The 24,263-nt window shown below is 53.5% G+C and carries 23 protein-coding genes and 1 other RNA gene; 17 read left to right on the top strand and 7 right to left on the bottom strand.

All coding sequences use genetic code 11. The features are described 5' to 3' along the window. Positions 1 to 126: 126 nt before the first annotated feature. From lon to fadM, 5 genes are all read left to right on the top strand, one after another. Positions 127 to 2,481: an endopeptidase La gene (lon, locus tag OGV38_RS04680; protein WP_016152052.1), complete on the top strand. Its 2,355-nt coding sequence runs from the start codon at positions 127 to 129 to the stop codon at positions 2,479 to 2,481. A 190-nt stretch (positions 2,482 to 2,671) separates the two neighbouring features. Further along, positions 2,672 to 2,962 (top strand): nucleoid-associated protein HU-beta, encoded by a 291-nt coding sequence (hupB, locus tag OGV38_RS04685; RefSeq protein ID WP_219352570.1) that lies wholly within the window; start codon positions 2,672 to 2,674, stop codon positions 2,960 to 2,962. A gap of 267 nt (positions 2,963 to 3,229) precedes the next feature. Continuing rightward, positions 3,230 to 5,104, top strand: a complete 1,875-nt coding sequence (ppiD, locus tag OGV38_RS04690; protein WP_016152053.1) for a peptidylprolyl isomerase — start codon at positions 3,230 to 3,232, stop codon at positions 5,102 to 5,104. Positions 5,105 to 5,250: 146 nt separating this feature from the next. Further along, positions 5,251 to 5,625: a helix-hairpin-helix domain-containing protein gene (locus OGV38_RS04695; protein ID WP_047416882.1), complete on the top strand. Its 375-nt coding sequence runs from the start codon at positions 5,251 to 5,253 to the stop codon at positions 5,623 to 5,625. A gap of 105 nt (positions 5,626 to 5,730) precedes the next feature. Further along, on the top strand, positions 5,731 to 6,129 hold the full coding sequence (fadM, locus tag OGV38_RS04700) for a long-chain acyl-CoA thioesterase FadM (protein WP_016152055.1): 399 nt from the start codon (positions 5,731 to 5,733) through the stop codon (positions 6,127 to 6,129). Positions 6,130 to 6,236: 107 nt separating this feature from the next. Here the strand turns inward: fadM and queC are convergent, their stop codons facing one another. Continuing rightward, positions 6,237 to 6,932 (bottom strand): 7-cyano-7-deazaguanine synthase QueC, encoded by a 696-nt coding sequence (queC, locus tag OGV38_RS04705; protein ID WP_003021638.1) that lies wholly within the window; start codon positions 6,930 to 6,932, stop codon positions 6,237 to 6,239. Positions 6,933 to 6,996: 64 nt separating this feature from the next. Further along, entirely contained in the window at positions 6,997 to 8,697 is a 1,701-nt protein-coding gene (locus OGV38_RS04710; protein ID WP_286472992.1) for an SgrR family transcriptional regulator, read from the bottom strand. A 217-nt stretch (positions 8,698 to 8,914) separates the two neighbouring features. On the opposite strand from OGV38_RS04710, the gene cof reads away from it, so the two are divergent. Continuing rightward, a complete protein-coding gene (cof, locus tag OGV38_RS04715; RefSeq protein WP_286472993.1) occupies positions 8,915 to 9,733 on the top strand; it encodes an HMP-PP phosphatase in 819 nt (272 codons plus the stop codon). A 50-nt stretch (positions 9,734 to 9,783) separates the two neighbouring features. On the opposite strand, the gene OGV38_RS04720 is transcribed toward cof, so the two are convergent. Further along, positions 9,784 to 10,839: a PLP-dependent cysteine synthase family protein gene (locus tag OGV38_RS04720; protein ID WP_269518687.1), complete on the bottom strand. Its 1,056-nt coding sequence runs from the start codon at positions 10,837 to 10,839 to the stop codon at positions 9,784 to 9,786. Between the two features lie 116 nt (positions 10,840 to 10,955). Between OGV38_RS04720 and OGV38_RS04725 the strand changes: the two genes are divergently transcribed. The 5 genes from OGV38_RS04725 (at position 10,956) to amtB (ending at position 16,915) form a co-directional block, all read left to right on the top strand. Next, a complete protein-coding gene (locus tag OGV38_RS04725; RefSeq protein WP_286472994.1) occupies positions 10,956 to 11,414 on the top strand; it encodes an Lrp/AsnC family transcriptional regulator in 459 nt (152 codons plus the stop codon). A gap of 44 nt (positions 11,415 to 11,458) precedes the next feature. Then, a complete protein-coding gene (locus tag OGV38_RS04730; RefSeq protein ID WP_016155869.1) occupies positions 11,459 to 13,231 on the top strand; it encodes a SmdA family multidrug ABC transporter permease/ATP-binding protein in 1,773 nt (590 codons plus the stop codon). After that, positions 13,224 to 15,002, top strand: a complete 1,779-nt coding sequence (locus tag OGV38_RS04735; protein WP_286472996.1) for a SmdB family multidrug efflux ABC transporter permease/ATP-binding protein — start codon at positions 13,224 to 13,226, stop codon at positions 15,000 to 15,002. The genes OGV38_RS04730 and OGV38_RS04735 overlap by 8 nt, the downstream gene beginning before the upstream one ends. Before the next feature lie 256 nt (positions 15,003 to 15,258). After that, a complete protein-coding gene (glnK, locus tag OGV38_RS04740) occupies positions 15,259 to 15,597 on the top strand; it encodes a P-II family nitrogen regulator (protein ID WP_003021657.1) in 339 nt (112 codons plus the stop codon). A 31-nt stretch (positions 15,598 to 15,628) separates the two neighbouring features. Further along, positions 15,629 to 16,915 (top strand): ammonium transporter AmtB, encoded by a 1,287-nt coding sequence (gene amtB, locus OGV38_RS04745; RefSeq protein WP_008783954.1) that lies wholly within the window; start codon positions 15,629 to 15,631, stop codon positions 16,913 to 16,915. A gap of 49 nt (positions 16,916 to 16,964) precedes the next feature. Here amtB and tesB read toward each other — a convergent pair whose 3' ends face one another. Further along, complete coding sequence (tesB, locus tag OGV38_RS04750; RefSeq protein ID WP_016152062.1) at positions 16,965 to 17,825, bottom strand: acyl-CoA thioesterase II; 861 nt, start codon at positions 17,823 to 17,825, stop codon at positions 16,965 to 16,967. 212 nt (positions 17,826 to 18,037) lie between these two features. Between tesB and OGV38_RS04755 the strand changes: the two genes are divergently transcribed. Continuing rightward, positions 18,038 to 18,607 (top strand): YbaY family lipoprotein, encoded by a 570-nt coding sequence (locus OGV38_RS04755; RefSeq protein WP_016152063.1) that lies wholly within the window; start codon positions 18,038 to 18,040, stop codon positions 18,605 to 18,607. A 31-nt stretch (positions 18,608 to 18,638) separates the two neighbouring features. Here the strand turns inward: OGV38_RS04755 and OGV38_RS04760 are convergent, their stop codons facing one another. Then, complete coding sequence (locus tag OGV38_RS04760; protein ID WP_137379482.1) at positions 18,639 to 18,950, bottom strand: MGMT family protein; 312 nt, start codon at positions 18,948 to 18,950, stop codon at positions 18,639 to 18,641. A gap of 162 nt (positions 18,951 to 19,112) precedes the next feature. Here OGV38_RS04760 and ffs point away from each other — a divergent pair. The 3 genes from ffs to OGV38_RS04775 all read left to right on the top strand — a co-directional run bounded on the left by ffs (position 19,113) and on the right by OGV38_RS04775 (position 19,873). Further along, positions 19,113 to 19,209, top strand: an RNA gene (gene ffs, locus OGV38_RS04765) — signal recognition particle sRNA small type. 197 nt (positions 19,210 to 19,406) lie between these two features. Next, on the top strand, positions 19,407 to 19,658 hold the full coding sequence (locus OGV38_RS04770) for a hypothetical protein (protein WP_016152065.1): 252 nt from the start codon (positions 19,407 to 19,409) through the stop codon (positions 19,656 to 19,658). Then, the gene (locus OGV38_RS04775; protein WP_016152066.1) at positions 19,655 to 19,873 is read left to right on the top strand and encodes a hypothetical protein; all 219 of its coding nucleotides are present in this window, start codon (positions 19,655 to 19,657) and stop codon (positions 19,871 to 19,873) included. Before OGV38_RS04770 ends, OGV38_RS04775 begins: the two co-directional genes overlap by 4 nt. 59 nt (positions 19,874 to 19,932) lie before the next feature. Here the strand turns inward: OGV38_RS04775 and yczR are convergent, their stop codons facing one another. After that, positions 19,933 to 21,360, bottom strand: coding sequence for a MocR-like transcription factor YczR (yczR, locus tag OGV38_RS04780; protein ID WP_185654226.1), 1,428 nt, complete (start codon positions 21,358 to 21,360; stop codon positions 19,933 to 19,935). A gap of 87 nt (positions 21,361 to 21,447) precedes the next feature. Here yczR and yczE point away from each other — a divergent pair, with 87 nt between their 5' ends. Both yczE and OGV38_RS04790 read left to right on the top strand, forming a co-directional pair. Continuing rightward, positions 21,448 to 22,077: a membrane protein YczE gene (yczE, locus tag OGV38_RS04785; protein WP_103283554.1), complete on the top strand. Its 630-nt coding sequence runs from the start codon at positions 21,448 to 21,450 to the stop codon at positions 22,075 to 22,077. Positions 22,078 to 22,141: 64 nt separating this feature from the next. Then, positions 22,142 to 22,495 (top strand): DUF1428 domain-containing protein, encoded by a 354-nt coding sequence (locus tag OGV38_RS04790; protein ID WP_003831033.1) that lies wholly within the window; start codon positions 22,142 to 22,144, stop codon positions 22,493 to 22,495. 51 nt (positions 22,496 to 22,546) lie between these two features. Here OGV38_RS04790 and pdeB read toward each other — a convergent pair whose 3' ends face one another. Continuing rightward, a complete protein-coding gene (gene pdeB, locus OGV38_RS04795; protein ID WP_286472997.1) occupies positions 22,547 to 24,100 on the bottom strand; it encodes a cyclic di-3',5'-guanosine monophosphate phosphodiesterase PdeB in 1,554 nt (517 codons plus the stop codon). Positions 24,101 to 24,263 lie beyond the last annotated feature (163 nt).

A 24,263-nucleotide genomic window follows, 5' to 3' on the forward strand; every position in this document is an offset into this window, starting at 1 on the left:
TTTCCGTAAACATGGCGTTGAATGTGTGGGAAACATCCCCATATACTGACATACATGTTAAAGGTGGTGTGGAGCACAGTCGTACCACCTGATTACCTGGCGGAAACTAAACTAAGAGAGAGCTCTATGAATCCTGAGCGTTCTGAACGCATTGAAATCCCCGTATTGCCGTTGCGCGATGTGGTGGTTTATCCGCACATGGTCATACCCTTATTTGTAGGGCGGGAAAAATCTATCCGTTGTCTGGAAGCGGCTATGGACCATGATAAAAAAATCATGCTGGTTGCTCAGAAAGAAGCGTCAACGGATGAGCCGGGTGTAAACGATCTTTTCACCGTCGGGACCGTGGCCTCTATTTTGCAGATGCTGAAACTGCCTGACGGCACCGTAAAAGTGCTGGTCGAGGGGTTACAGCGCGCGCGTATTTCAGCGCTGTCTGACAACGGTGAGCACTTCTCTGCGAAAGCGGAGTACCTTGACTCGCCTGCTATTGATGAGCGCGAACAGGAAGTGCTGGTGCGTACCGCTATCAGCCAGTTCGAAGGCTATATCAAGCTGAACAAGAAAATCCCACCCGAAGTGCTGACGTCGCTGAACAGCATTGACGATCCTGCACGTCTGGCGGACACCATCGCTGCGCACATGCCGCTGAAGCTTGCTGACAAGCAGTCCGTACTGGAGATGTCCGACGTTAACGAACGTCTGGAATATCTGATGGCGATGATGGAATCTGAAATCGATCTGCTGCAGGTTGAGAAACGTATTCGCAACCGCGTGAAAAAGCAGATGGAAAAATCCCAGCGTGAGTACTATCTGAACGAGCAGATGAAAGCCATTCAGAAAGAGCTCGGCGAGATGGACGATGCGCCGGACGAAAACGAAGCGTTGAAGCGTAAAATCGACGCGGCGAAAATGCCGAAAGAGGCAAAAGAGAAAGCGGAAGCAGAACTGCAGAAGCTGAAAATGATGTCTCCGATGTCAGCGGAAGCGACCGTAGTCCGTGGCTACATCGACTGGATGGTTCAGGTGCCGTGGAATGCGCGTAGCAAGGTCAAAAAAGATCTGCGTCAGGCTCAGGAAATCCTCGATACTGACCATTACGGTCTGGAACGCGTCAAAGACCGTATTCTTGAGTATCTCGCGGTTCAAAGCCGTGTGAATAAAATCAAGGGGCCGATCCTGTGCCTGGTTGGGCCGCCGGGGGTAGGTAAAACTTCTCTGGGACAGTCCATCGCTAAAGCAACCGGACGTAAATACATCCGTATGGCGCTGGGTGGCGTGCGTGATGAAGCTGAAATTCGCGGTCACCGCCGGACCTATATTGGTTCGATGCCGGGTAAACTGATCCAGAAAATGGCTAAAGTGGGCGTTAAAAACCCGCTGTTCCTGCTTGATGAGATCGACAAAATGTCTTCCGACATGCGTGGCGATCCGGCTTCCGCACTGCTTGAGGTGCTGGATCCAGAGCAGAACGTGGCGTTCAGCGATCATTACCTGGAAGTGGACTACGATCTCAGCGACGTGATGTTCGTTGCGACCTCTAACTCCATGAATATTCCCGCACCGTTGCTGGATCGTATGGAAGTGATCCGTCTGTCCGGGTATACCGAAGACGAGAAGCTGAACATTGCTAAACGTCATCTGTTGCCGAAACAGATTGAGCGTAACGCGCTGAAAAAAGGCGAGCTGACGGTCGACGATAGCGCCATTGTGGGCATTATTCGTTATTACACCCGTGAAGCTGGCGTGCGTAGTCTGGAGCGTGAAATTTCCAAACTGTGCCGTAAAGCGGTGAAACAGCTGCTGCTCGACAAGTCGCTGAAACATATTGAGATCAATGGCGACAATCTGCACGACTACCTGGGCGTACAGCGCTTTGACTATGGCCGCGCGGACAATGAAAACCGCGTTGGTCAGGTAACCGGTCTGGCATGGACGGAAGTGGGCGGCGATCTGCTGACCATCGAAACCGCTTGCGTACCGGGTAAAGGTAAGCTGACCTACACCGGTTCTCTGGGTGAAGTCATGCAGGAATCCATTCAGGCTGCGCTGACCGTGGTGCGCGCGCGCGCGGAAAAACTGGGCATTAATCCGGACTTTTACGAAAAACGCGACATCCACGTTCACGTACCTGAAGGGGCGACGCCGAAAGACGGTCCAAGTGCGGGTATTGCCATGTGTACCGCGCTGGTTTCTTGTCTGACCGGTAACCCGGTTCGCGCCGACGTGGCGATGACCGGCGAGATCACCCTGCGTGGCCAGGTTCTGCCTATTGGTGGGTTGAAAGAAAAACTGCTGGCGGCACACCGTGGTGGTATTAAAACGGTCTTAATTCCAGACGAAAACAAACGTGACCTGGAAGAGATTCCGGACAACGTAATTGCCGATCTGGACATCCATCCGGTGAAACGCATTGAGGAGGTTCTGACGCTCGCGTTGCAAAATGAGCCCTCCGGAATGCAGGTTGTGACCGCAAAATAGTGACCTCGCGCAAAGAGCACTAATAAAAACAGGGCTGGCAGGCCATTTCGGACTTGCCAGCCTTTTTTTGTATAGCTAATTTAGATGACGGATTAGGCTTGCCATCATTAACGGGTGTTGTAAGGGCATGGCAGGCCTGATATAACTGCTGCGCGTTCGCACTTTGAAGGATTCAGGTGCGATATAAATTATAAAGAGGAAGAGAAGAGTGAATAAATCTCAACTGATCGACAAAATTGCTGCAGGGGCTGATATCTCTAAAGCTGCGGCTGGACGTGCGTTAGATGCAATTATTGCTTCTGTTACCGAATCTCTGAAAGAAGGTGATGACGTAGCGCTGGTAGGTTTTGGTACTTTTGCCGTTAAAGAGCGTGCTGCCCGTACTGGTCGCAACCCGCAAACAGGTAAAGAGATCACCATCGCCGCGGCTAAAGTACCGGGCTTCCGTGCAGGTAAAGCACTGAAAGACGCGGTAAACTAAGTGATTTCCCCTTTGGGGATGTGACGAAGTACAAGGGCGCATCGACTGATGTGCCTTTTTTATTTGTAATTCCGGTACTTTCTACGCGTTGTGGGCTGACAATTGCCCCTGTTTCTTGTCACAATAGGCCTTTGTACGCAGCGTTCAGGAAACGCTATGCTGCGTGAAGCATATATACTCAAAATCCTTGCCGCCGCTGTGGTGACAACGCGCAGGCGGCTTGAGAGATAACGCGTATAGTCATCTACAGCGGAGTGTGGTTACACCATGATGGACAGCTTACGCACGGCTGCTAACAGTCTCGTGCTCAAGATTATTTTCGGTATCATTATCGTGTCGTTCATTTTGACCGGCGTGAGTGGTTACCTGATTGGCGGGGGCAATAACTTCGCCGCCAAAGTGAATGGCCAGGAGATTAGCCGCGGGCAGTTCGAGAATGCGTTCAACAGCGAACGTAACCGCATGCAGCAACAGCTGGGCGATCAATACTCCGAGCTGGCTGCGAACGAAGGCTACATGAAAACGCTGCGTCAGCAGGTGCTGAATCGTCTTATTGACGAAGCGCTGCTGGATCAGTACTCCCGCGAGCTTAATCTCAACATCAGCGACGATCAGGTTAAACAGGCTATTTTCGCCACGCCTGCGTTCCAGGTGGACGGTAAATTTGATAACAATCGCTACAACGCGATTGTTAATCAGATGGGAATGACCGCAGACCAGTACGCTCAGGCATTACGTAATCAGCTTACTACCCAGCAACTGATTAACGGCGTTGCCGGTACGGACTTCATGCTGAAAGGCGAAACGGACGAGCTGGCGGCGCTGGTCGCACAGCAGCGTATCGTTCGCGAGGCGACAATTGACGTTAACGCACTGGCCGCGAAGCAGTCTGTTACCGAGCAGGAAGTTGCCAGCTACTACGAGCAGAATAAAAACAACTTTATGACGCCGGAACAGTTCCGCGTGAGCTACATCAAGCTGGATGCTGCTGCTATGCAGGAGACGGCCAGCGATGCTGATATTCAGGCTTATTATGACCAGCATCAGGATCAGTTCACTCAGCCGCAGCGTAACCGCTACAGCATCATTCAGACCAAAACGGAAGATGAAGCCAAAGCGGTACTGGACGAGCTGAACAAAGGCGGTGATTTCGCTGCGCTGGCAAAAGAAAAATCTGCTGACATCATCTCTGCCCGTAAAGGCGGCGATATGGGATGGCTGGAAGATTCCACCACCCCGGATGAGCTGAAGAATGCCGGTCTGAAAGAGAAAGGCCAACTGTCAGGTGTGATTAAGTCTTCCGTTGGTTTCCTCGTTGCGCGTCTTGACGACGTGCAGCCTGCGCAGGTTAAACCGCTGAGCGAAGCCCGTGACGACATTGCGGCGAAAGTGAAGCAGGAAAAAGCGCTGGATGCCTACTATGCGCTGCAGCAGAAAGTGAGCGATGCCGCCAGCAACGATAACGAATCCCTGGCGGGCGCGGAGCAGGCGGCGGGTATGAAAGCGGTTGAAACGGGCTGGTTTAGCCGTGACAGCCTGCCGGAAGAGCTGAACTTCAAACCGGTCGCTGACATCATTTTCAATGGTGGTTTGGTTGGTGAGAACGGTACGCCTGGCAGTAACTCTGACATCATCACCGTGGATGGCGATCGCGCGTTTGTACTGCGTATTGCAGAGCACAAAGCTGAAGCCGTTAAACCACTGGCTGAAGTGAAAGATCAGGTTACTGCGCTTGTTAAGCACAATAAAGCAGAGCAGCAGGCGAAGCTTGATGCCGATAAACTGCTGGCGGATCTGAAAGCTGGTAAGGGCGATGAAGCCATGAAAGCGGCGGGTCTGAGCTTTGGCGAAGCGAAAACGCTGAGCCGTACGGGTCAGGATCCGCTGAGTCAGGCGGCCTTTGGCCTGAGCCTGCCGGCGAAAGACAAACCGAGCTACGGCGTGGCGAACGACATGCAGGGTAACGTTGTACTGCTGGCGCTGGACGAGGTGAAAGCCGGTTCTATGCCTGAAGAGCAGAAGAAAGCGATGGTTCAGGGGATTACCCAGAACAATGCGCAGATTGTCTTTGAAGCGCTGATGAGCAACCTGCGTAAAGCCGCAAAAATTAAAGTCGGTGACGCGCTGGAACAGCAGCAATAACCGAGGCTACTCGCAAAAAATTGCAAAAAGTTGTATCAACCAAAGGCCGCTTTCGCGGCCTTTTCCATTTCTGATATTTGCCGTTTGTCTGCCGTTCTGCACCTCGCTATCGTGATTCCACTGTTAACAAACAAGGAGAAAACAGTATGAAACATGGAATCAAAGCCCTGCTTATTACACTTTCATTGACCTGCGCCGGTATGGCTCAAAGCGCACTGGCTGCAGAGCCAGTCGCCAAAAGCCAGGCGACTCAAGCCAAAGCGGATGCTACGGGAGTAGCACAAAGCAAAGCCACGCAACCGGCTAAAGCGAGCGATGATGAAGGCACCAGGGTTAGCATCAACAGCGCTTCTGCGGAGGATTTAGCGCGAGTCATGAATGGCGTAGGTCTGAAGAAAGCGCAGGCGATTGTCAGCTATCGTGAGGAGTACGGGCCGTTTAAAACGGTGGAGGACTTAAAGCAGGTGCCGGGCATGGGGAGTTCGCTGGTAGAGCGCAATCTGGCAGTTTTAACACTTTAATAACTTGCAGAGTGCTGAAAGTTTGCCAGACTGTAGAGGTCATACCAGTTATGACCTCTTACCCTGAAGTGTGTTCCTATAAAAACAACGTAAGGCTCCTGCGCTATGCAAACACAAATCAAAGTTCGTGGTTTTCATCTTGATGTCTATCAGCACGTTAACAATGCTCGCTATCTTGAGTTTCTGGAAGAAGCCCGCTGGGATGGCCTGGAAAACAGCGACAGCTTTCAGTGGATGACCGCACACAACATCGCTTTTGTGGTCGTGAATATTAACATTAACTACCGCCGCCCTGCGGTACTGAGCGACCTGCTGACCATTACCAGTCAGGTGCAACAGTTAAATGGCAAAAGCGGTGTGTTGAACCAGACTATCACCCTGGAGCCGGAAGGACAGGTGGTGGCAGACGCGTTGATTACCTTCGTCTGTATTGATTTGAAAACGCAAAAGGCGCTACCGCTGGAAGGGGAGTTGCGCGAAAAACTGGAGCAGATGGTGAAGTGATGGAAGGAAGCCTGACGGCGCTTCGCTTATCAGGCTTACGGGCGATATTGACCACGGTGAATGTCGAAAGCCGGATAAGGTGCGTGCACCGCCATCCGGCAAAACGATCACTTTAGTCCTGTTTTCTGCTTCATTGCCGCCATCACTGCCGGTTTATCTGCCAGATAATGGTTCAGGCCGTTGGCGCGCAGATTACAGGCCGCGCAGTGACCGCAACCGTCACCTTTGATGCCGTTATAACAGGTCAGCGTTTCTTCGCGTACCAGGTCCAGCTTGCCCCAGTAATCGGCCAGTGCCCAGGTTTCGGCTTTATCGATCCACATCAGCGGGGTTTCAAAGCGGATATCTTTCGCCATTCCCAGGCTTACGGCATGGTTCAGGGCTTTGACGAACTCATCGCGGCAGTCCGGATATCCAGAGAAATCCGTTTCACAAACGCCGGTAATGACTGCCTCCGCCTGCACCTGATACGCGTAAATCGCCGCCAGCGTTAAAAACAGAATATTGCGTCCTGGCACAAAGGTATTGGGAATGCCGTTCGCATCCGGTTCGTAATCGGGTACCGGAATGTTATCGCGGGTCAGGCTGCTGACGGCCAGTTCGCTGAGCAGCGTTACATCAAGTACCTTGTGCGCACGCGCGCCAAGTTTTAAGGCCAGGTCACGTGCGACATCAATCTCAGCGCGATGGCGCTGACCATAATCAAAGGTCACGCAGTGCACTTCATCATACTGATGCAGCGCTTGCGCCAGACAGGTTGTGGAGTCCTGACCCCCACTGAATACAACAACGGCACGTTTCATGGTTTTTCCTGACAAATAACGAAACCCTTATGGTAGCGCCTGGGCGTGTCGCCGACCAGCTTCTTCACGCCGACGGAGGCGGTAGCCAGGCTTCGGTAAATTCAAACCAGCCGCGAGGATTCAGGCGTACGCCGTTCACGCCCGGCGGAGCGCTAATACGATAGTGATAATTGAACAGCGGTGTCAGGGTCGCGTCATGCATCAGCGAGGCGAAAACGTGTTGTAAAGCCGCATGACGATCGTCCTCATCGGCCTGGATTTGCAGGGCATCCAGGGTGGTTTGCAGATGAGTATATGCTGGCGAGCTCAATACATGTGACCAGAGTTGATCGCAGCGCAGCCACTGTTCGAGGGTATATTCAGGTGCTTCGCCAATCAGCCTGTCGCCCATCATCAGGTCGGCCTGGGCTAAAGGATGGTCGCCATCCCAGTTTTTAGCATTATGAAAAATAAGCGTTAATTCACAGCCGAGTAGCGCCAGCGCCTGGCGAAGCTGTTCAGCCATGGCGTGCAATTCTACCGGCAGGTGATAGGTCAGCGTAAGTTTTTCCGGTAGCGGCACGTCGTCCAGTTCATCCCATTGGGGGATCGTCCATCCCGGCAGCAGCGCATTGCTTGGCGTGATCAGGTTTTCATCCACATCAAGCGTTTGTAGCAGGGAAGAGCGGTGGATAATATTGACCAGGCGACGGGCCTGCTGCGTATTCAGCCGCGCGCTTTTTCTGAGCGTGAGATAGCAGAAACCGAGGCTGATCCCGCTGCTTACCTGGCTTAGCATGGGAAGCTCTTCGGGTTTACCAATTGCAATTTGAACCGGATGGCGACAGCTGGTGCCCAAATCCTTGGAGAAAAGCTGCGGGGTTATCCAGTATTCAATGGCTTTTAGTAGCGGATGACTCAGGTGGTAGTGATCGTGACTCTCGATGCGCACCAGGTCTGGGGTAAACAGCGTCAACCGGAACGGACCGGTACCAACAAACGGGAGTTCGGGATGTGCCAGGTGACTGCTGTAGCTTGCCAGACGATGCGCCAGCCAGAAGTCGGGGCGATGCAAAATAAAGGTTAGGCACTGGGGATGCGTTACCTCAATGCGCTTTACGCTGATAAACAGCTTGTTTAACGCGGGTAGCTCTAACAGCTTCAGCAACTGTTGATGTAGCTGTGTGCTGCTGACCGCATCGCCGTTATGCCAGTACAGGGTGGAGCGAATATAGAAATCCCAGCGCTGGCCGTCGGCGGAGATATTCCAGTGGTGGGCTAAATCTCCGCAGGGGCGTTGCGTAATACTGTCGAACCGGGTCAGGCCCGAGAATATTTGTCCGGCGAGGTGTTGTTCTGCGCGACCAGGGAGAAATCCAGGGTGCAAAGGGTCGAGCTGGCGGTAATAGGGGATGCGCAGGGTTGGCGTGTCGTTTTGCCACTGCCCGCCCATAAACGGCTGGAGCAGCGTTCTTAATTCTCCCGGCGCCAACTGAGCCAGCTCCAGTACGCTAAGTTGCTCCCCCTTTTGCAGCGCTTGTTCCATCATAATGCTGCGTAGCGAATCTGGCGTCACCAAAAAGCGCAGCTGCCCGCGTTTCCCACGCCCCGACTGGGCGTGCCACTCCAGCCAGCCAGCATCCTGCGCTTGCTTCAGCAGGGTACGCACGTGGCGCTCGCTGCAAAAACAGCGTTCTGCCAGCTCCCCGACGGTCACCGACTGCGGTTCTCCCGCCGACGGCTGCCACAGGCGTTGGTACTGATTCAGGCGATTCAACAATCTCATATACACGTCATCCTTCAAGCTGCCTCTTTGTTGGCGGCGTTAATTCATCCCAGTCACTGCATGCTCCTGGACGTTCACTCACTTGCCGCCTGGATGCAACTTGAATGATTTTGTGCAATAAACCCGGAACAATTCATTTTATCTATTCACTATTACTTCCGTATATCTCAGGTGATACTGAATCACAAGTTAACCGCGTCACAGTGTGGAGAAAGAAATGGCTCGTCTGGCTGCATTTGATATGGATGGCACCCTTTTGATGCCGAATCACCATTTAGGTGACGAAACGCTTTCAACGCTGGCGCGCCTGCGTGAACGCGAGATCACCCTGACATTTGCCACCGGCCGCCATGTGCTGGAGATGCGCCATATTTTGGGTTCTATCTCACTGGACGCCTTTTTGATCACGGGTAACGGCACGCGCATTCACTCTGTTGAGGGCGATGTATTGCACCGTCAGGATCTGGATCCGACTGTGGCGGATATCGTGTTACATCAGAAGTGGGATACTACAGCCAGCATGCATGTCTTTAATGACAACGGTTGGTTCACCGGACAAGAGATCCCATCGCTGCTACAGGCGCATGTGTATAGCGGATTTCGCTACCAGATCGTCGATGTGAAACGTATCCCGGCTCATCAGGTAACGAAAGTCTGTTTCTGTGGGGATCATGACTCCCTGATCCAATTACGCATTCAACTGAATGAGGCGCTGGGTGAGCAGGCAAATCTCTGTTTTTCCGCGGTTGATTGCCTTGAGGTGCTGCCGGTGGGCTGTAACAAAGGATCGGCGCTGGCGGTACTAAGCGACCACTTAGGTTATTCAATGGCCGAATGTATGGCGTTTGGCGATGCCATGAACGATCGCGAAATGTTAGGTAGCGTTGGGCGCGGCCTGATTATGGGTAACGCGATGCCACAACTGATTGCTGAACTGCCGCATTTGCCGGTGATTGGGCATTGCCGAAATCAGGCGGTGTCACACTTTTTGACGCATTGGCTGGACAATCCGCATCTACCTTATTCCCCCGAATGAGAGATCCCTTCCAGCAAGCCAGACTTCGCGTCTGGCTTTTTTTTATCCCATTAATGGGTGTTCAGAAGCCGGGTGAGTTCCGCTTTCCACTGCGTTAAATCACCGATGTGCGTGTCGAGCCACTGCGGGTTGTAGTAGGTTTCAAGATAGCGTTCGCCGCTGTCGCACAGCAGCGTGACCAGTGAACCGCTTTCTCCTGCATCGCGCATACGGGCGGCAAGTTGCAGCGTTCCCCACATGTTGGTGCCAGTTGAAGCGCCGACTTTGCGGCCCAACTGCGTTTCCAGCCAGTGTGCGGTGGCCACGCTTGCGGCATCCGGCACGCGCAGCATTTCATCGACTACGTCAGGAATGAAGGAGGGTTCGACACGTGGGCGGCCGATGCCTTCGATTTTGCTTCCTACCGGGCTGCGTAACGTTGCATCGCGATCCTGCCAGAAGGGCAGAAAGACTGAGTTTTCCGGATCCACCACCATCAGGCGAGTATCGTAGCCCTGACAACGAATATAGCGGCCAATGGTTGCAGAGGTGCCGCCGGTTCCGGCGCTCATCACAATATGGCGGGGGACGGGGTTGGGCTCGCACTGCATCTGGCGGAAGATGCTGTCAGCAATATTGTTATTGCCACGCCAGTCGGTAGCGCGCTCAGCATAAGTGAACTGGTCCATGTAATGACCGTTCAGCTCACGCGCCAGCTGTTCAGAGGCCGCATAGATTTCACAGGCGCTTTCCACGAAATGACAGCGACCGCCGTAAAACTCAATCTGTTCAATTTTACGCTTCGCCGTACAGGAAGGCATGACGGCAATAAACGGCAGCCCTAACAGTCGGGCGAAATAAGCCTCGGAGACCGCCGTTGAACCGGACGATGATTCAATGATGGTGGTGCCTTCTTTAATCCAGCCATTGCACAATCCGTACAGAAACAGTGAACGCGCCAGACGATGCTTCAGGCTCCCGGTGGGATGCGTGCTCTCATCTTTTAAATAGATCTGAATGCCCGGGAACGCCGGTAGCGACAGACGAATGAGATGCGTATCCGCAGAACGCTGATAATCCGCGTTGATTTCATTGATGGCGTTTTTAACCCAGGAGCTATTCATCATTAATAGATATCCATTTGTCATTTTGTGCCAAGAATAGCGAAAAGCACGGAAAAAATTGTTGCCATTTAGCCTTTAAAATAGAATGTAAGGAGAAAATTCTTCTCTGTGGAGTGGATATGTTAGACAAAATTGACCGTAAGCTGCTTAGCTTACTGCAACAGGACTGCACCCTTTCTTTGCAGGCGTTAGCAGATGCCGTTAATCTGACTACCACCCCCTGCTGGAAACGCCTCAAACGGCTTGAGGATGACGGTATCCTGCTGGGTAGAGTCGCCCTGTTGGATCCAGAAAAACTGGGACTGGGGCTGACCGCGTTTGTGCTGATTAAGACTCAGCATCACAGCAGTGAATGGTATTGCCGCTTTATCACCGAAGTCACCGGTATGCCGGAGGTTCTGGGGTTCTGGCGTATGGCAGGGGAATATGATTACCTGATGCGAGTGCAGGTCGCCGATATGAAAAGCTACGATGAATTTTATAAGCGCCTGGTGAACAGCGTACCGGGCCTGTCTGACGTCACCTCCAGCTTTGCGATGGAACAGATTAAATACACAACTGCGCTCCCTATTGAATAACTCTCCCGGCGCTTATTGCCGGAAATCTTGTCAGGATATAACGCGTGCGATTATTTGCTCAATTAAGCTGGTACTTCCGCCGGGAGTGGCGTCGCTACCTCGGGGCGGTGGCCCTGCTTATCATCATCGCTATCCTTCAGCTTATTCCGCCGAAAGTGGTCGGGATCATTGTGGATGGCGTGACGACTCAACGCTTCACCACCGAGCGACTGCTGATGTGGGTGGGAACAATTGCCCTGATTGCAGTGGTGGTTTATTTGCTGCGCTATGTCTGGCGCGTGCTGCTGTTTGGCGCATCCTACCAACTAGCGGTTGAGCTGCGGGAAGATTATTACCGTCAGTTGAGTCGCCAGCATCCAGAATTTTATCTGCGTCACCGCACGGGCGATCTGATGGCGCGTGCGACCAACGATGTTGATCGGGTCGTATTTGCCGCCGGAGAAGGCGTGCTGACGCTGGTAGATTCGCTGGTAATGGGATGTGCGGTGCTGATCGTGATGTCAACGCAGATAAGCTGGCAGCTGACGTTAATTGCGCTGCTGCCGATGCCGGTGATGGCGTTGATGATCAAACGTTACGGCGATCGACTCCATAATCGCTTTAAGCTGGCGCAGGCGGCGTTTTCCAGTCTCAACGACCGTACTCAGGAAAGCCTGACCAGTATTCGCATGATCAAGGCCTTCGGTCTGGAGGATCGGCAATCGGCATTATTTGCCGCCGATGCCGAAGATACCGGTAAGAAAAACCTGCGCGTGGCGCGCATTGACGCCCGCTTTGATCCCACGATTTATATCGCCATTGGCATGGCTAACCTACTGGCGATTGCTGGGGGAAGCTGGATGGTGGTGCACGGCTCGCTGACGCTCGGCCAGCTCACCAGCTTTATGATGTATCTCGGTTTGATGATTTGGCCGATGCTGGCGCTGGCATGGATGTTTAACATCGTCGAACGTGGCAGCGCGGCGTACAGCCGTATTCGCGCCATGCTGTCTGAAGCGCCGGTGGTGGATGACGGCACTGAACCGGTACCGGAAGGGCGTGGAGAGCTGGCGGTGGCGATTCGTGAATTTTGCTACCCGCAAACGGCACATCCGGCGCTGGAAAATGTGAACTTCCAGCTTAAACCTGGGCAGATGTTGGGTATTTGTGGGCCTACCGGCGCGGGGAAAAGTACGGTGCTGTCGCTGATTCAGCGTCATTTTGATATCACCCACGGCGATGTGCGCTTTCATGATATCCCCTTAACGCGATTACAACTGGATAGCTGGCGCAGCCGGCTGGCAGTTGTCAGCCAGACGCCATTCCTGTTTTCGGATACCGTTGGCAATAACATCGCGTTAGGACGCCCTCAGGCCACGCAGGAAGAGATCGAGTATGTGGCACGCCTTGCCAGCGTTCATGAGGATATTTTACGTCTTCCGCAGGGCTACGACACCGAAGTGGGCGAACGTGGGGTGATGCTGTCTGGTGGGCAAAAACAGCGTATTTCTATCGCTCGAGCGCTACTCCTGAACGCTGAAATCCTGATTCTGGATGATGCGCTGTCGGCGGTAGATGGTCGTACCGAGCATCAGATCCTGCATAACCTGCGCCAGTGGGGCGAAGGCAGAACCGTCATTATTAGCGCCCACCGTTTATCGGCCCTGACGGAAGCCAGTGAGATTATCGTGATGCAGCATGGGCATATTGCCCAGCGCGGCGAGCATGATGCGTTAGTGCAGCAGCCTGGCTGGTATCGCGATATGTACCGCTATCAGCAACTGGAAGCGGCGCTGACTGATGCACCAGAGATAAACGAGGAGGCGGCTAATGCGTAGTTTTGGGCAATTATGGCCGACCCTGAAAAGATTGCTGGCGTATGGCTCTCCATGGCGAAAACAGCTGGCTATTGCGGTAGTCATGCTGTGGGTGGCGGCTGCGGCGGAAGTCAGCGGTCCGCTGCTGATTAGCTATTTTATTGATAACATGGTGGCGAAGAATAATCTGCCGCTGGCGATGGTCGCCGGGCTGGTTGCGGCATATATCGGTCTGCAACTGCTGGCGGCTGGCCTGCATTACGCGCAGTCATTGCTGTTTAACCAGGCAGCAGTTGGCGTAGTACAACAGTTGCGCACCGACGTAATGGACGCTGCGCTGCGCCAGCCGCTCAGCGCCTTTGATACTCAACCTGTCGGGCAGCTAATCTCCCGCGTGACCAACGACACTGAAGTTATTCGCGACCTGTACGTGACAGTGGTAGCAACAGTCCTGCGCAGCGCGGCATTAATTGGCGCCATGCTGGTAGCGATGTTCAGCCTTGAGTGGCGTATGGCGCTAGTGGCGATGGCCATTTTCCCGGCCGTGCTGGTGGTGATGGTGATTTATCAACGCTACAGCACCCCGATTGTGCGCCGGGTTCGCGCTTATCTGGCGGATATTAACGATGGCTTTAACGAAGTCATCAACGGCATGAGTGTTATCCAGCAGTTCCGCCAGCAGGCGCGATTTGGCGAGAGAATGGGCGAAGCAAGCCGCTCGCACTATATGGCGCGTATGCAAACCCTGCGACTGGATGGTTTTTTGTTGCGCCCGCTGCTTAGCCTTTTCTCGGCGCCGATCCTCTGCGGATTGCTGATGCTGTTCAGTTTTACCTCTGGCAGCTCGATCGAGGTTGGCGTGCTGTACGCGTTTATCAGCTACCTCGGCCGTTTGAACGAACCGCTGATCGAGTTGACCACTCAGCAATCAATGCTGCAGCAGGCGGTTGTCGCCGGTGAGCGAGTGTTCGAACTGATGGATGGGCCACGTCAGCGCTATGGTGAAGATGAGCGACCGCTAAAGAGCGGGGACATTGAGGTGGATAACGTTTCATTTGCCTATCGCGACGACAATCTGGTGCTGCAAAATATCAGTCTGTCCGTGCCTTCGCGCAGCTTTGTGGCTTTGGTCGGACACACCGGCAGTGGTAAAAGCACGCTCGCCAGCCTGTTGATGGGTTACTACCCGCTGACGCAGGGGGAAATCCGCCTTGATGGACGGCCGCTGTCTTCACTGAGCCACGGTGCGTTACGTCAGGGCATCGCCATGGTGCAGCAGGATCCGGTGGTGATGGCAGATACCTTCCTGGCGAACGTCACGCTGGGCCGCGATATCTCAGAAGAGCGGGTATGGCAGGCGCTGGAGACCGTGCAACTGGCTGAACTGGCGCGAGGTCTGAGCGAGGGGATTCATACCCGGCTGGGCGAGCAGGGCAATAATCTCTCCGTTGGTCAAAAACAGCTGCTGGCGTTGGCGCGGGTGTTGGTTGAAACGCCACAGGTGTTGATCCTCGACGAAGCGACGGCCAGTATTGACTCCGGTACTGAACAGGCCATTCAGCAAGCTCTGGCGGCGGTACGTGAACACACCACGCTGGTGGTGATTGCACATCGGTTATCGACGATTGTCGATGCGGACACCATTCTGGTGCTGCATCGCGGTCAGGCGGTGGAGCGTGGTACGCACCAGCAATTACTCGCGGCGCAAGGCCGTTACTGGCAGATGTATCAGTTGCAGCTGGCGGGTGAAGAGTTAGCCGCCAGTACGCAAGACGATTCTGTTATCGCCTGATGGCGCGGCGCTTATCCGGTCTGGGGCCAGCACGGTCTCGTAGGCCGGATAAGGCGTTTACGCTGCCATCCGGCAATCAACAATCTGGTGCAAAAATGTAACGCACTATGCACCGTTATAGTGCGTTTTTTCTTTTTCTCTCCCGGAAGTACCCTGAGAACCTGAATCATCCCGCCTTTTTCATTTCTGGCACATCCCTTGCAATATTCCTCTCGTGTATCTGCAGCCACTACTGAATTCTGACTGGAGGGGATCTATGAAGCTGGTTACCGTGGTAATCAAACCGTTCAAACTGGAAGACGTCCGTGAAGCATTGTCGTCTATTGGTATTCAGGGGCTGACCGTCACCGAAGTGAAGGGGTTTGGCCGACAGAAAGGTCATGCTGAGCTGTACCGTGGGGCTGAATATAGCGTCAATTTTCTGCCCAAGGTGAAGATTGATGTGGCGATTGCCGACGACCAACTGGATGGCGTGATTGATGTCATCAGTAAGGCGGCATACACCGGAAAAATTGGCGACGGCAAAATCTTCGTCGCCGAGCTGCAACGTGTGATTCGTATTCGTACCGGCGAAGCCGACGAAGCCGCACTGTAACGTCTGGCACACAGTGATAGGAAACCAAAAAATGAAGATAGCAACGATGAAAACAGGTATTGCTTCACTGGCGCTGCTGCCGGGACTGGCGATGGCGGCACCGGCGGTTGCGGATAAAGCGGATAACGCTTTTATGATGATCTGTACCGCGCTGGTGTTGTTTATGACCATCCCTGGCATTGCGCTGTTCTACGGCGGTTTGATTCGCGGTAAGAACGTGCTGTCGATGCTGACTCAGGTTACGGTGACATTTGCTCTGGTTTGTATTTTATGGGTGGTTTATGGCTACTCACTGGCCTTTGGCGAAGGAAATAATTTCTTCGGCAACTTCAACTGGGTATTGCTGAAGAATATTGCGCTGACGGCGGTAACGGGGAGCTTCTACCAGTACATTCACGTTGCTTTTCAGGGCTCGTTCGCCTGCATCACCGTTGGGCTAATCGTCGGTGCGCTGGCTGAACGTATTCGCTTCTCCGCGGTGCTGATTTTTGTGGTGGTATGGTTAACGCTGTCGTACATCCCCATTGCGCATATGGTCTGGGGCGGCGGCTTGCTGGCTTCCCACGGCGCGCTGGATTTTGCCGGCGGAACGGTTGTGCACATCAACGCGGCGATTGCCGGTCTGGTAGGCGCGTATCTGATTGGCAAACGTGTCGGTTTTGGCAAAGAAGCTTTTAAACCGCATAACCTGCCGATGGTTTTCACCGGTACCGCTATTCTCTACATTGGTTGGTTTGGCTTTAACGCTGGTTCAGCGGGTACGGCAAATGAAATCGCCGCACTGGCCTTCGTTAATACCGTGGTCGCCACCGCTGCAGCCATCCTTGGATGGATCTTCGGTGAATGGGCGCTGCGTGGTAAACCGTCTCTGCTGGGCGCCTGCTCTGGTGCCATTGCGGGTCTGGTGGGCGTAACACCTGCATGTGGCTATATCGGTGTCGGCGGCGCGCTGATTATCGGTGTCGTTGCGGGTCTGGCAGGCCTGTGGGGCGTGACCATGCTGAAGCGTTTTCTGCGTGTGGACGATCCGTGTGACGTGTTTGGCGTTCACGGCGTGTGCGGCATTGTCGGCTGTATCCTGACCGGAGTTTTCGCTGCCAGCTCTTTGGGAGGCGTGGGCTTTGCCGAGGGCGTGACCATGGGGCATCAGCTGCTGGTGCAACTGGAAAGCGTAGCGATCACCATCGTCTGGTCTGGCGTGGTGGCTTTCATTGGCTATAAGCTGGCGGATATGACGGTTGGTTTGCGCGTACCGGAAGAGCAGGAGCGCGAAGGTCTGGATGTAAACAGTCACGGCGAGAACGCTTACAACGCCTGATTCTCAATTTGCCGGATGGCAACGCTTTTGCGCCACCATCCGGTAATTCTCAATTGCGATTACGCATTACCCCTTCCTGTACGGTAGAAGCGACCAGCACACCATCCTGGGTATAAAACTCTCCGCGTACAAAGCCCCGGGCACCGGATGCCGAAGTACTCTCGACGTTATACAGCAGCCATTCATTGATATTAAACGGACGGTGGAACCACATGGAATGGTCAATGGTGGCGATCTGAATCCCTTTTTCCAGGAAGCCAATCCCGTACGGTTGCAGCGCAACAGGCAGGAAGTTCAGGTCTGAGGCATAACCCAGCAGATACTGATGGACGCGCAGATCGTCCTGCAGCACGCCGTTAGCTCGGATCCATACCTGGCGCGTCGGAGGTGCGACGTGACCTTTTAGGGGGTTATGAAACTCGACAGGGCGTACTTCCAACGGACGATCGTTGATAAATTTTTCTTTCAACAGCGGCGGCAGCAAATGCGCCACTGAGCGGGCAATTTCCGTTTCTGATTTCAGCTCATCGGGACCCGGCGCATCTGGCATGGTTTTCTGATGTTCAAATCCGTCTTCCGGTGCCTGAAAAGAGGCAGTCATGTAAAAAATGGGTTTACCATTCTGGATCGCGGCAACGCGGCGCGCGCTGAAGCTGTTACCATCACGCAGGACTTCCACATCATAGATGATGGGCTTTTGGCTATCGCCGGGGCGTAAAAAGTAGCTGTGAAAAGAGTGTACCAGACGCTCTTCCGGTACGGTTTCTTTTGCGGCATATAGCGCCTGACCGACAACCTGTCCCCCAAAAACCTGACGTAACCCTAAGTCTTCACTTTGGCCCCGAAAGAGTCCTTCTTCAATTTTTTCCAGATTTAACAATGTCAGCAAATTTTTCAGTGCCAGACTCATACGTGCTCTCCAGGTGATATCGATGTCGCAGCGAGGTAGGCAGAGTATAACGCAATTTTAAAAGTGGTCCGATGGGTGCAATTGTCTGAATTACTGGCCTATTACAGGCAAAAATAGCTGTCTTGTGCCACACTTAGTCACGTTATGTTTTTGTTAACCACTCTTCTGGCGAGGAAAGTTCTCGCTGGTGCATAGATGATAAGGAGAATTTAATGAAACTCGTGCACATGGTAAGTGGTTTAGCGGTTGCAGTCGCTCTGGCGGCCTGTGCCGATAAAAGCGCTGATATTCAGACACCTGCGCCAAGCCCTAATACGTCAATTTCTGACACACAGTCTAAAATTCAGCAGCCAAATGTCTCCGGTACAGTATGGATCCGTCAGAAAGTGGCCTTGCCACCAGATGCGGTGCTAACCGTTACGCTGTCAGATGCTTCACTGGCCGATGCACCGTCAAAAGTGCTGTCGCAAAAAGCGGTTCGTACTGAAGGTAAACAAGCGCCATTCAGCTTTGTATTACCGTTTAACCCGGCAGATATTCAACCTAACGCCCGTATTCTGCTGAGTGCGGCTATTACGGTAAATGATAAACTGGTCTTTATTACTGATACCGTTCAGACGGTCATCAATCAGGGTGGGACTAAAGCTGACCTGACACTGGTCCCGGTACAGCAAACAGCAGTACCGGTTCAGGCGAGCGGTGGGGCTACTACCACGGTTCCGTCTACTTCACCAACCCAGGTGAATCCATCATCTGCGGTTCCGGCTCCCACGCAGTACTAAGGTCGTTGTAACCCTCTCCGCCTGGAGAGGGTTAGTACACCCAGCGATAGCGCTGTAAATCGATCTGTCCGCTTCCTGAAACCACTATTCCTTCTGCGAGCAACGCCTGACGTTGTCGTTGCAGGTCGGGACCTGTCAGCGAAATGACCCCATGGCGATTGACCACCCGATGCCAGGGCAGGGCGCTGCCTTCGGGGAGACGCTTAAGCACGCCGCCTACCTGACGCGCAGCGCGCGGCGATCCCGCAAGCCGGGCAACATCGCCATACGTGGTGACGAAACCTTCGGGGATTGAAGCGACGATTTGCCAGACACGTTGGGGGAAAGAGTCCTGTATATCCATCATTTATTCCTGCGCTAATCCTCCAGCATAATGCCGAATGGCGAAGGAGTGAAGCCGCATTGCACAAGAAAACAGCATCCGATGCTGGATGGGTTGCAATTACAGGGTGCAGCAGTGATAATGCGCCTGCGCGTTGGTTAACAACGCTCTCAATGGGGGCTCTGTTGGTTCTCCCGCAACACTACTCTGTTTACCAGGTCAGGTCCGGAAGGAAGCAGCCAAGGCAGATGACGTGTGTGCCGGGATGTAGCTGGCAGGGCCCCCACCCAATTCTGCCGTTCGGCAATTTCTCTTCTGTTTATCTTCTTTTCTTTGTCATCGGATCGTCATTTTATTGTCATCAAATACTGTCACTGTGTTTCGGGGATGTTATTTGAGCTTTTGCCGCCGCCATTGGGGTGTAATGACATGGTCTTACATCCGGTGTGTTGTGGCTGACCACAAGGATTTTCTACGATGTCGACCGCTGTATTGAATGTCAAAGTTGATGAGGCGCTAAAAGAAAAGCTTCGCCATTATGCTGAAGTGCATAATGAAAATTTGAGTATCGCCACGGAAAAACTGCTACTAATCGCGTTTTCCGCCATTGAAGAGGTGGGAGTCTCCGCTGAGGATATCGATAGCCAGCATACGGAAGAATCCGTAGTTGACGCACTGACTCCTAAAGAAATCAAAGCATTGCGAAGATTACTGAAGAAGAAAAAATGAAACAACAATCGCTCTCAACCGCCTGTAATTATGGCGAAGCCTGTGAAATGCTGCGCTCCGGTTATGTGAAACACGTTCGTCTGAGCTGGAATGTCGGCAGCGATGAGTTCTTCCGTATTGCCTCCGACTGGTGTGATGCTGGGGCAAAAATTAAGAAAGATGGTGAGAATTTCGTGATTTCCCTGAAGGGTTTTCCGGTTCCTCCTCAGCGGTAGTATTGCCTGGACCTCCTCGTCCATCACGGCATTCAAGAGCGAGTCCTTTAACTCGTCGTTTAGATTATTTTACGCATTTTCCCACTGCTGGCCTGCAAGCGCAGGCTATCCCAAATGGGTTGCAACACTCTGAAGGCGCCACACGCTGTGTCATCCGGCAACGTGAAGGGCATACGCAAAAATCGGTCGAATGCGCCATCAAGGCCGAACCGCGTACCGGTTCCCAACTGAATGCCTGCACTTTCGGCGCGCGTGGCAAAGAGCGTCGCCAGCGTATCAGGCAGTTCAACCCAGAAAGAGAGTCCTCCTTGTGGCTGGGTAAACTGCCATTCCGGGAAATGTGAGTTCATCAGGCGCGAGCACAGGTCTCGCTGTGATGTGAGTCGGCGTCTTCTGTCAGGAAGAAAGTCCTCGGCGTTATCCAGCAGCCAGCTGGTGGCGAGTTGTTCAAGCACCGGGGAGCCCAAATCGAAGGTGTCGCGGGTTTGGACCAGCGCGGCAATGGTACGCGCCGACGCCCGAATCCAGCCCAGACGTAATCCGCCCCAAAAGCTTTTCCCTGCTGAACCGAGCAGGATGATTGGGGCATCGCGATTGAATGCGGCAAGCGGCGGTGGCGGTGGGGCGTCATACCACAGGTTCACCATGGTCTCATCGACCACCAACGTCGTGCGGGTTCTTTCAGCAATATCCGCCACGACCTGGCGAGTAGCGGTGTCCATACAGCGCCCGGTCGGGTTGTGAAAATCCGGCATCAGATAGGCCATTCTCGGTGCAGTTTGCGCGATGGTGGCGACCAGACCCGCCGTATCCCAACCGTGCTCGGGCAGCGACACGCCGACGGGGCGACATGACGCCCCTTGTATTGCTGCAATGGCCAGCGGATAAGTGGGGTGATCTACCACTACGCGATCGCCGGGGCCGGTGAGTAAACGCAGGATCAGTGCCAGACCGCTGACCGCGCCGTTCACGACCATTATTTCGTCGGGCTGCGTCGGGAGTCCGCGTTCGCAATAATGCCGGGCGATGGATTCACGCAAAACCGACAGTCCCTGCGGTAGATACCCGGAGCTCAGCAGATGCTGCGGCATTGCGAACAGTGCCTGCTGGTAAGCCTGATGAATTTCAGGACCGGCACTCAGCGCTGCCGTGGACAAATCAAGCGCTGTGCCAGTGCTGGTCCGCGTAGGCACATGGCGAATGTGTTCCGGCAGGATCACCCGTGAACCGCTACCATGTCGGCTTTCCAGATATCCCTCCTCACGCAGTTGTGCCATGGCGCTGGCGACGGTGGTTCGGCTGACTTGCAGAACGGCAGCGAGCTCGCGCTCACCGGGCAAGCGGCTATCCAGCGCCAGTCGTCCATCGAGGATCAGCAAACGTAACGCTTCTGCCAACTGTCGCCAGATGGGCGTTCGCGAGGGACTTTCCTGCCAGTGTCCGAGCAGGCGTTGCAAAGACTGGCTTCCGTAACGGCGAGATGACATAGCAGTCCACTTTTTGAAAACTGGACATTAATCATAGTGCCAATTGCGGTGAAGATGAAAGTTATCTGAGAGTAAGAGGGGAAGAACATGCTGCGTCGTTTACTTCAGCTGTTTATTGGGCTGACGCTGTACGGTGTGTCGACGGCGATGTTTGTCCGTGCCGATTTAGGGGCCGATCCGTGGAACGTGTTTCACCTGGGGGTGGCAAATTTACTGTCGATGAATATCGGCGTGGTGATTATTGCCGTGGGTGTGTTGGTGCTTCTGGCGTGGATACCGCTACGCCAGCGCCCAGGGTTTGGCACGTTGAGCAACGTGATTATGATTGGGCTGGCGGCAGATATCGCGCTGCTGGTGATTCCGGGATTTGAATCCCTGCTGGCGCGCAGCGGGCTGCTGGTGTCAGCGGTGATACTGAATGCGTTAGCAACCGCTCTGTACATTGGTGCCGGTTTTGGCGCGGGCCCGCGTGACGGTCTGATGACTGGAATTCACGCGCGTACCGGTTGGCCAGTACGACGAATTCGAACCGCAATCGAAGTGTCCGTGTTGCTTATTGGTTGGCTGCTGGGGGGAACCGTTGGGTTTGGAACGGTGCTGTATGCACTGGCTATTGGGCCGCTGATTCAAATTTGCCTGCCATGGTTTTGCCATCAGCCACAGGCGCGTATTCGCATCAGGAATGCGCCTGGGGCACGATCGCCTGCTGGCGACTAAACTTAACCTCGACTGACGCGGCCGGAATCGGCTTGCCGCGCAGTACACTTCGGAGGTTTTTCTCATGAAGTATGTTGATGGCTTTGTGGTTGCCGTACCCGCTGAAAACAAGGAGGCGTACATTGCGATGGCGGCAAAAGCAGCTCCGCTTTTCAAGGAGTTCGGTGCATTGCGCGTGGTGGAGTGCTGGGCAGATGATGTCCCCGACGGCAAACTGACCGATTTTCGCATGGCTGTGAAAGCGCAGGATCATGAAGAAGTGGTATTCAGCTGGATTGAATACCCTTCCAAAGAGGTCCGCGATGCGGCGAATCAGAAGATGATGTCCGATCCCCGTATGAAGGAATTCGGTGAATCTATGCCATTTGATGGCAAGAGAATGATCTACGGTGGATTTGCGCCCATTATGGAAGAGTGATGTGACTGGCTGTGCGGCGTGCCGCCAGCCATCTCACCATCAACAGCCATGCTAAAGCCGTTTTTCTGCCCACAGAATAAATTCCGCTTTCGGCAGCGCTTTACTGTAGAGCCAGCCCTGACCGTACTGCACGCCGTGCTGGCGTAGCCAGGCTTCCTGATTCTCGGTTTCAATACCTTCTGCCACCATCTCCAGCTTCAGCGTTTTCGCGATCTCGATGATATGCGGCGTGACGTTGTTGTACTCCAGCGCATCGACGAACGATTTGTCGATCTTCAAGATATCCACATCCAGATCCTGCAAATAGCTAAGACTTGAATAGCCGGTACCAAAGTCATCAATATAGATCGAATGGCCTGCCTGTCGGTATTTAGTAATAAACGGCGCGCTATTTTTTGGGTCGGCAAATTCGCGTTCGGTCAGTTCCAGCGCGATTTGTGCAGGCTTAAGTTGCCAGTGGTTCACCTTCTGGCTTAACAGAGCAGGAAGTGTTTCGGAGGTCAGATCGGCTGACTCAAGGTTAATGGATATATGCTGGTGGGGATATTGACGCAGCCATTTTCCTAAATCGTCAAATACGCTTTCAATAATCAAACGGGTGAGCGGCTCTGAAAGCCCGGTCTCTTGCGCCAGTGCGACGAAAATCTCAGGCGACAGATAGCTCCCGTCGGCCTGTGGCCAGCGAGCCAGCGCCTCTGCCCCGACCACTTTCCCCGTTTTGAGCGAGATAATCGGTTGGTAGTAGACCTTGATATCCCGATGCTGGATAGCGTCCTGCAACTGGTGATGAGGGGACTGCAAACGGCGCAAAATACGCAGAATAAAGGCTGCGGTGAGTAAGCCGAGAAGGATCCCTGCCGGCAGCCAGATTAGCGCTTGTCGGTGCCAGCTTTTTTGCAAAGGTACAGTGGATGCCCAGGTTACAACCGTAATGCCCAGTTCGGGGAAGGGGCGGGCGTTATAAATACTGCCGTCTTTCTGCAGATGGGTAATCGAATGCTCTAGTTGCACATGTTGTAAAACATCCGGTGGCAGATCGGTGCTACTGGCTACCACCGTGTTACGCGCGGTACCAAGGATAGCGACTTCAATCGGCCATGAGCCAAACGGGATGACATCAATAAAAGAACCGGGATCGATCATCACGACGTAATGCTTGCTACCTAATGCCGCCATAAAACGCTTGATGCCCAAATCGTTTTGCATGGTCAACCATGCGTGGTAGCCATCGGGCGTGATTTTCATTGCAGGAGGAAACGCGGCTGCCCGGCTTCTTTTTTCCAGGGATGAGCATTGTGGAACGTTATCTTTGAGGTACAGCACTTCCTGAATATAGCGATAGCTATATGACAAACGACGCATTTCAAGCAGATGCTCTTCACTACAAGGTTCACCCTGAAAAGCTTCAATATGGCGCAACGCTTTTTTGGCCTGTTCACCTACGCGTTCCGTACGTAATGCGACTCGGGTTGAGAACATATCGAGCTCATCGATAAATTTCGTTTCGACCTGACGATGCGCCAGCCACAGGCTTAAACCTACGGGCGCGAGGATGGAAAGAAACAGCACCCCAGTCACCAGGCTTATCAGATGTCGTGTTATCACAGTGATATCCTTATTAACACAGCGTAGGGAAAGTATATCCGAAAGCCGAAAAAGCTATTCGATTGGCATCATATATTTACGGCCACTTATCATCCCGTTTAACTCTTAATCGCGTAAACCAGGTTGTGATTTATACAAGAGTGGTGTATTTTGATGGTTATGT

It is taken from the genome of Citrobacter sp. Cb080, from assembly GCF_030334745.1.
In the GTDB taxonomy this organism is placed as follows: domain Bacteria; phylum Pseudomonadota; class Gammaproteobacteria; order Enterobacterales; family Enterobacteriaceae; genus Citrobacter; species Citrobacter braakii.

What these genes read in the sequence shown, in the direction of transcription:
- lon (WP_016152052.1), top strand. Translation starts at nt 127, where the DNA reads ATGAATCCTGAGCGTTCTGAACGCATTGAAATCCCCGTATTGCCGTTG.
- ppiD (WP_016152053.1), top strand. Translation starts at nt 3,230, where the DNA reads ATGATGGACAGCTTACGCACGGCTGCTAACAGTCTCGTGCTCAAGATT.
- OGV38_RS04695 (WP_047416882.1), top strand. Translation starts at nt 5,251, where the DNA reads ATGAAACATGGAATCAAAGCCCTGCTTATTACACTTTCATTGACCTGC.
- fadM (WP_016152055.1), top strand. Translation starts at nt 5,731, where the DNA reads ATGCAAACACAAATCAAAGTTCGTGGTTTTCATCTTGATGTCTATCAG.
- queC (WP_003021638.1), bottom strand. Translation starts at nt 6,932, where the DNA reads ATGAAACGTGCCGTTGTTGTATTCAGTGGGGGTCAGGACTCCACAACC.
- OGV38_RS04710 (WP_286472992.1), bottom strand. Translation starts at nt 8,697, where the DNA reads ATGAGATTGTTGAATCGCCTGAATCAGTACCAACGCCTGTGGCAGCCG.
- cof (WP_286472993.1), top strand. Translation starts at nt 8,915, where the DNA reads ATGGCTCGTCTGGCTGCATTTGATATGGATGGCACCCTTTTGATGCCG.
- OGV38_RS04720 (WP_269518687.1), bottom strand. Translation starts at nt 10,839, where the DNA reads ATGATGAATAGCTCCTGGGTTAAAAACGCCATCAATGAAATCAACGCG.
- OGV38_RS04725 (WP_286472994.1), top strand. Translation starts at nt 10,956, where the DNA reads ATGTTAGACAAAATTGACCGTAAGCTGCTTAGCTTACTGCAACAGGAC.
- OGV38_RS04735 (WP_286472996.1), top strand. Translation starts at nt 13,224, where the DNA reads ATGCGTAGTTTTGGGCAATTATGGCCGACCCTGAAAAGATTGCTGGCG.
- glnK (WP_003021657.1), top strand. Translation starts at nt 15,259, where the DNA reads ATGAAGCTGGTTACCGTGGTAATCAAACCGTTCAAACTGGAAGACGTC.
- amtB (WP_008783954.1), top strand. Translation starts at nt 15,629, where the DNA reads ATGAAGATAGCAACGATGAAAACAGGTATTGCTTCACTGGCGCTGCTG.
- tesB (WP_016152062.1), bottom strand. Translation starts at nt 17,825, where the DNA reads ATGAGTCTGGCACTGAAAAATTTGCTGACATTGTTAAATCTGGAAAAA.
- OGV38_RS04755 (WP_016152063.1), top strand. Translation starts at nt 18,038, where the DNA reads ATGAAACTCGTGCACATGGTAAGTGGTTTAGCGGTTGCAGTCGCTCTG.
- OGV38_RS04760 (WP_137379482.1), bottom strand. Translation starts at nt 18,950, where the DNA reads ATGGATATACAGGACTCTTTCCCCCAACGTGTCTGGCAAATCGTCGCT.
- OGV38_RS04770 (WP_016152065.1), top strand. Translation starts at nt 19,407, where the DNA reads ATGTCGACCGCTGTATTGAATGTCAAAGTTGATGAGGCGCTAAAAGAA.
- OGV38_RS04775 (WP_016152066.1), top strand. Translation starts at nt 19,655, where the DNA reads ATGAAACAACAATCGCTCTCAACCGCCTGTAATTATGGCGAAGCCTGT.
- yczR (WP_185654226.1), bottom strand. Translation starts at nt 21,360, where the DNA reads ATGTCATCTCGCCGTTACGGAAGCCAGTCTTTGCAACGCCTGCTCGGA.
- yczE (WP_103283554.1), top strand. Translation starts at nt 21,448, where the DNA reads ATGCTGCGTCGTTTACTTCAGCTGTTTATTGGGCTGACGCTGTACGGT.
- OGV38_RS04790 (WP_003831033.1), top strand. Translation starts at nt 22,142, where the DNA reads ATGAAGTATGTTGATGGCTTTGTGGTTGCCGTACCCGCTGAAAACAAG.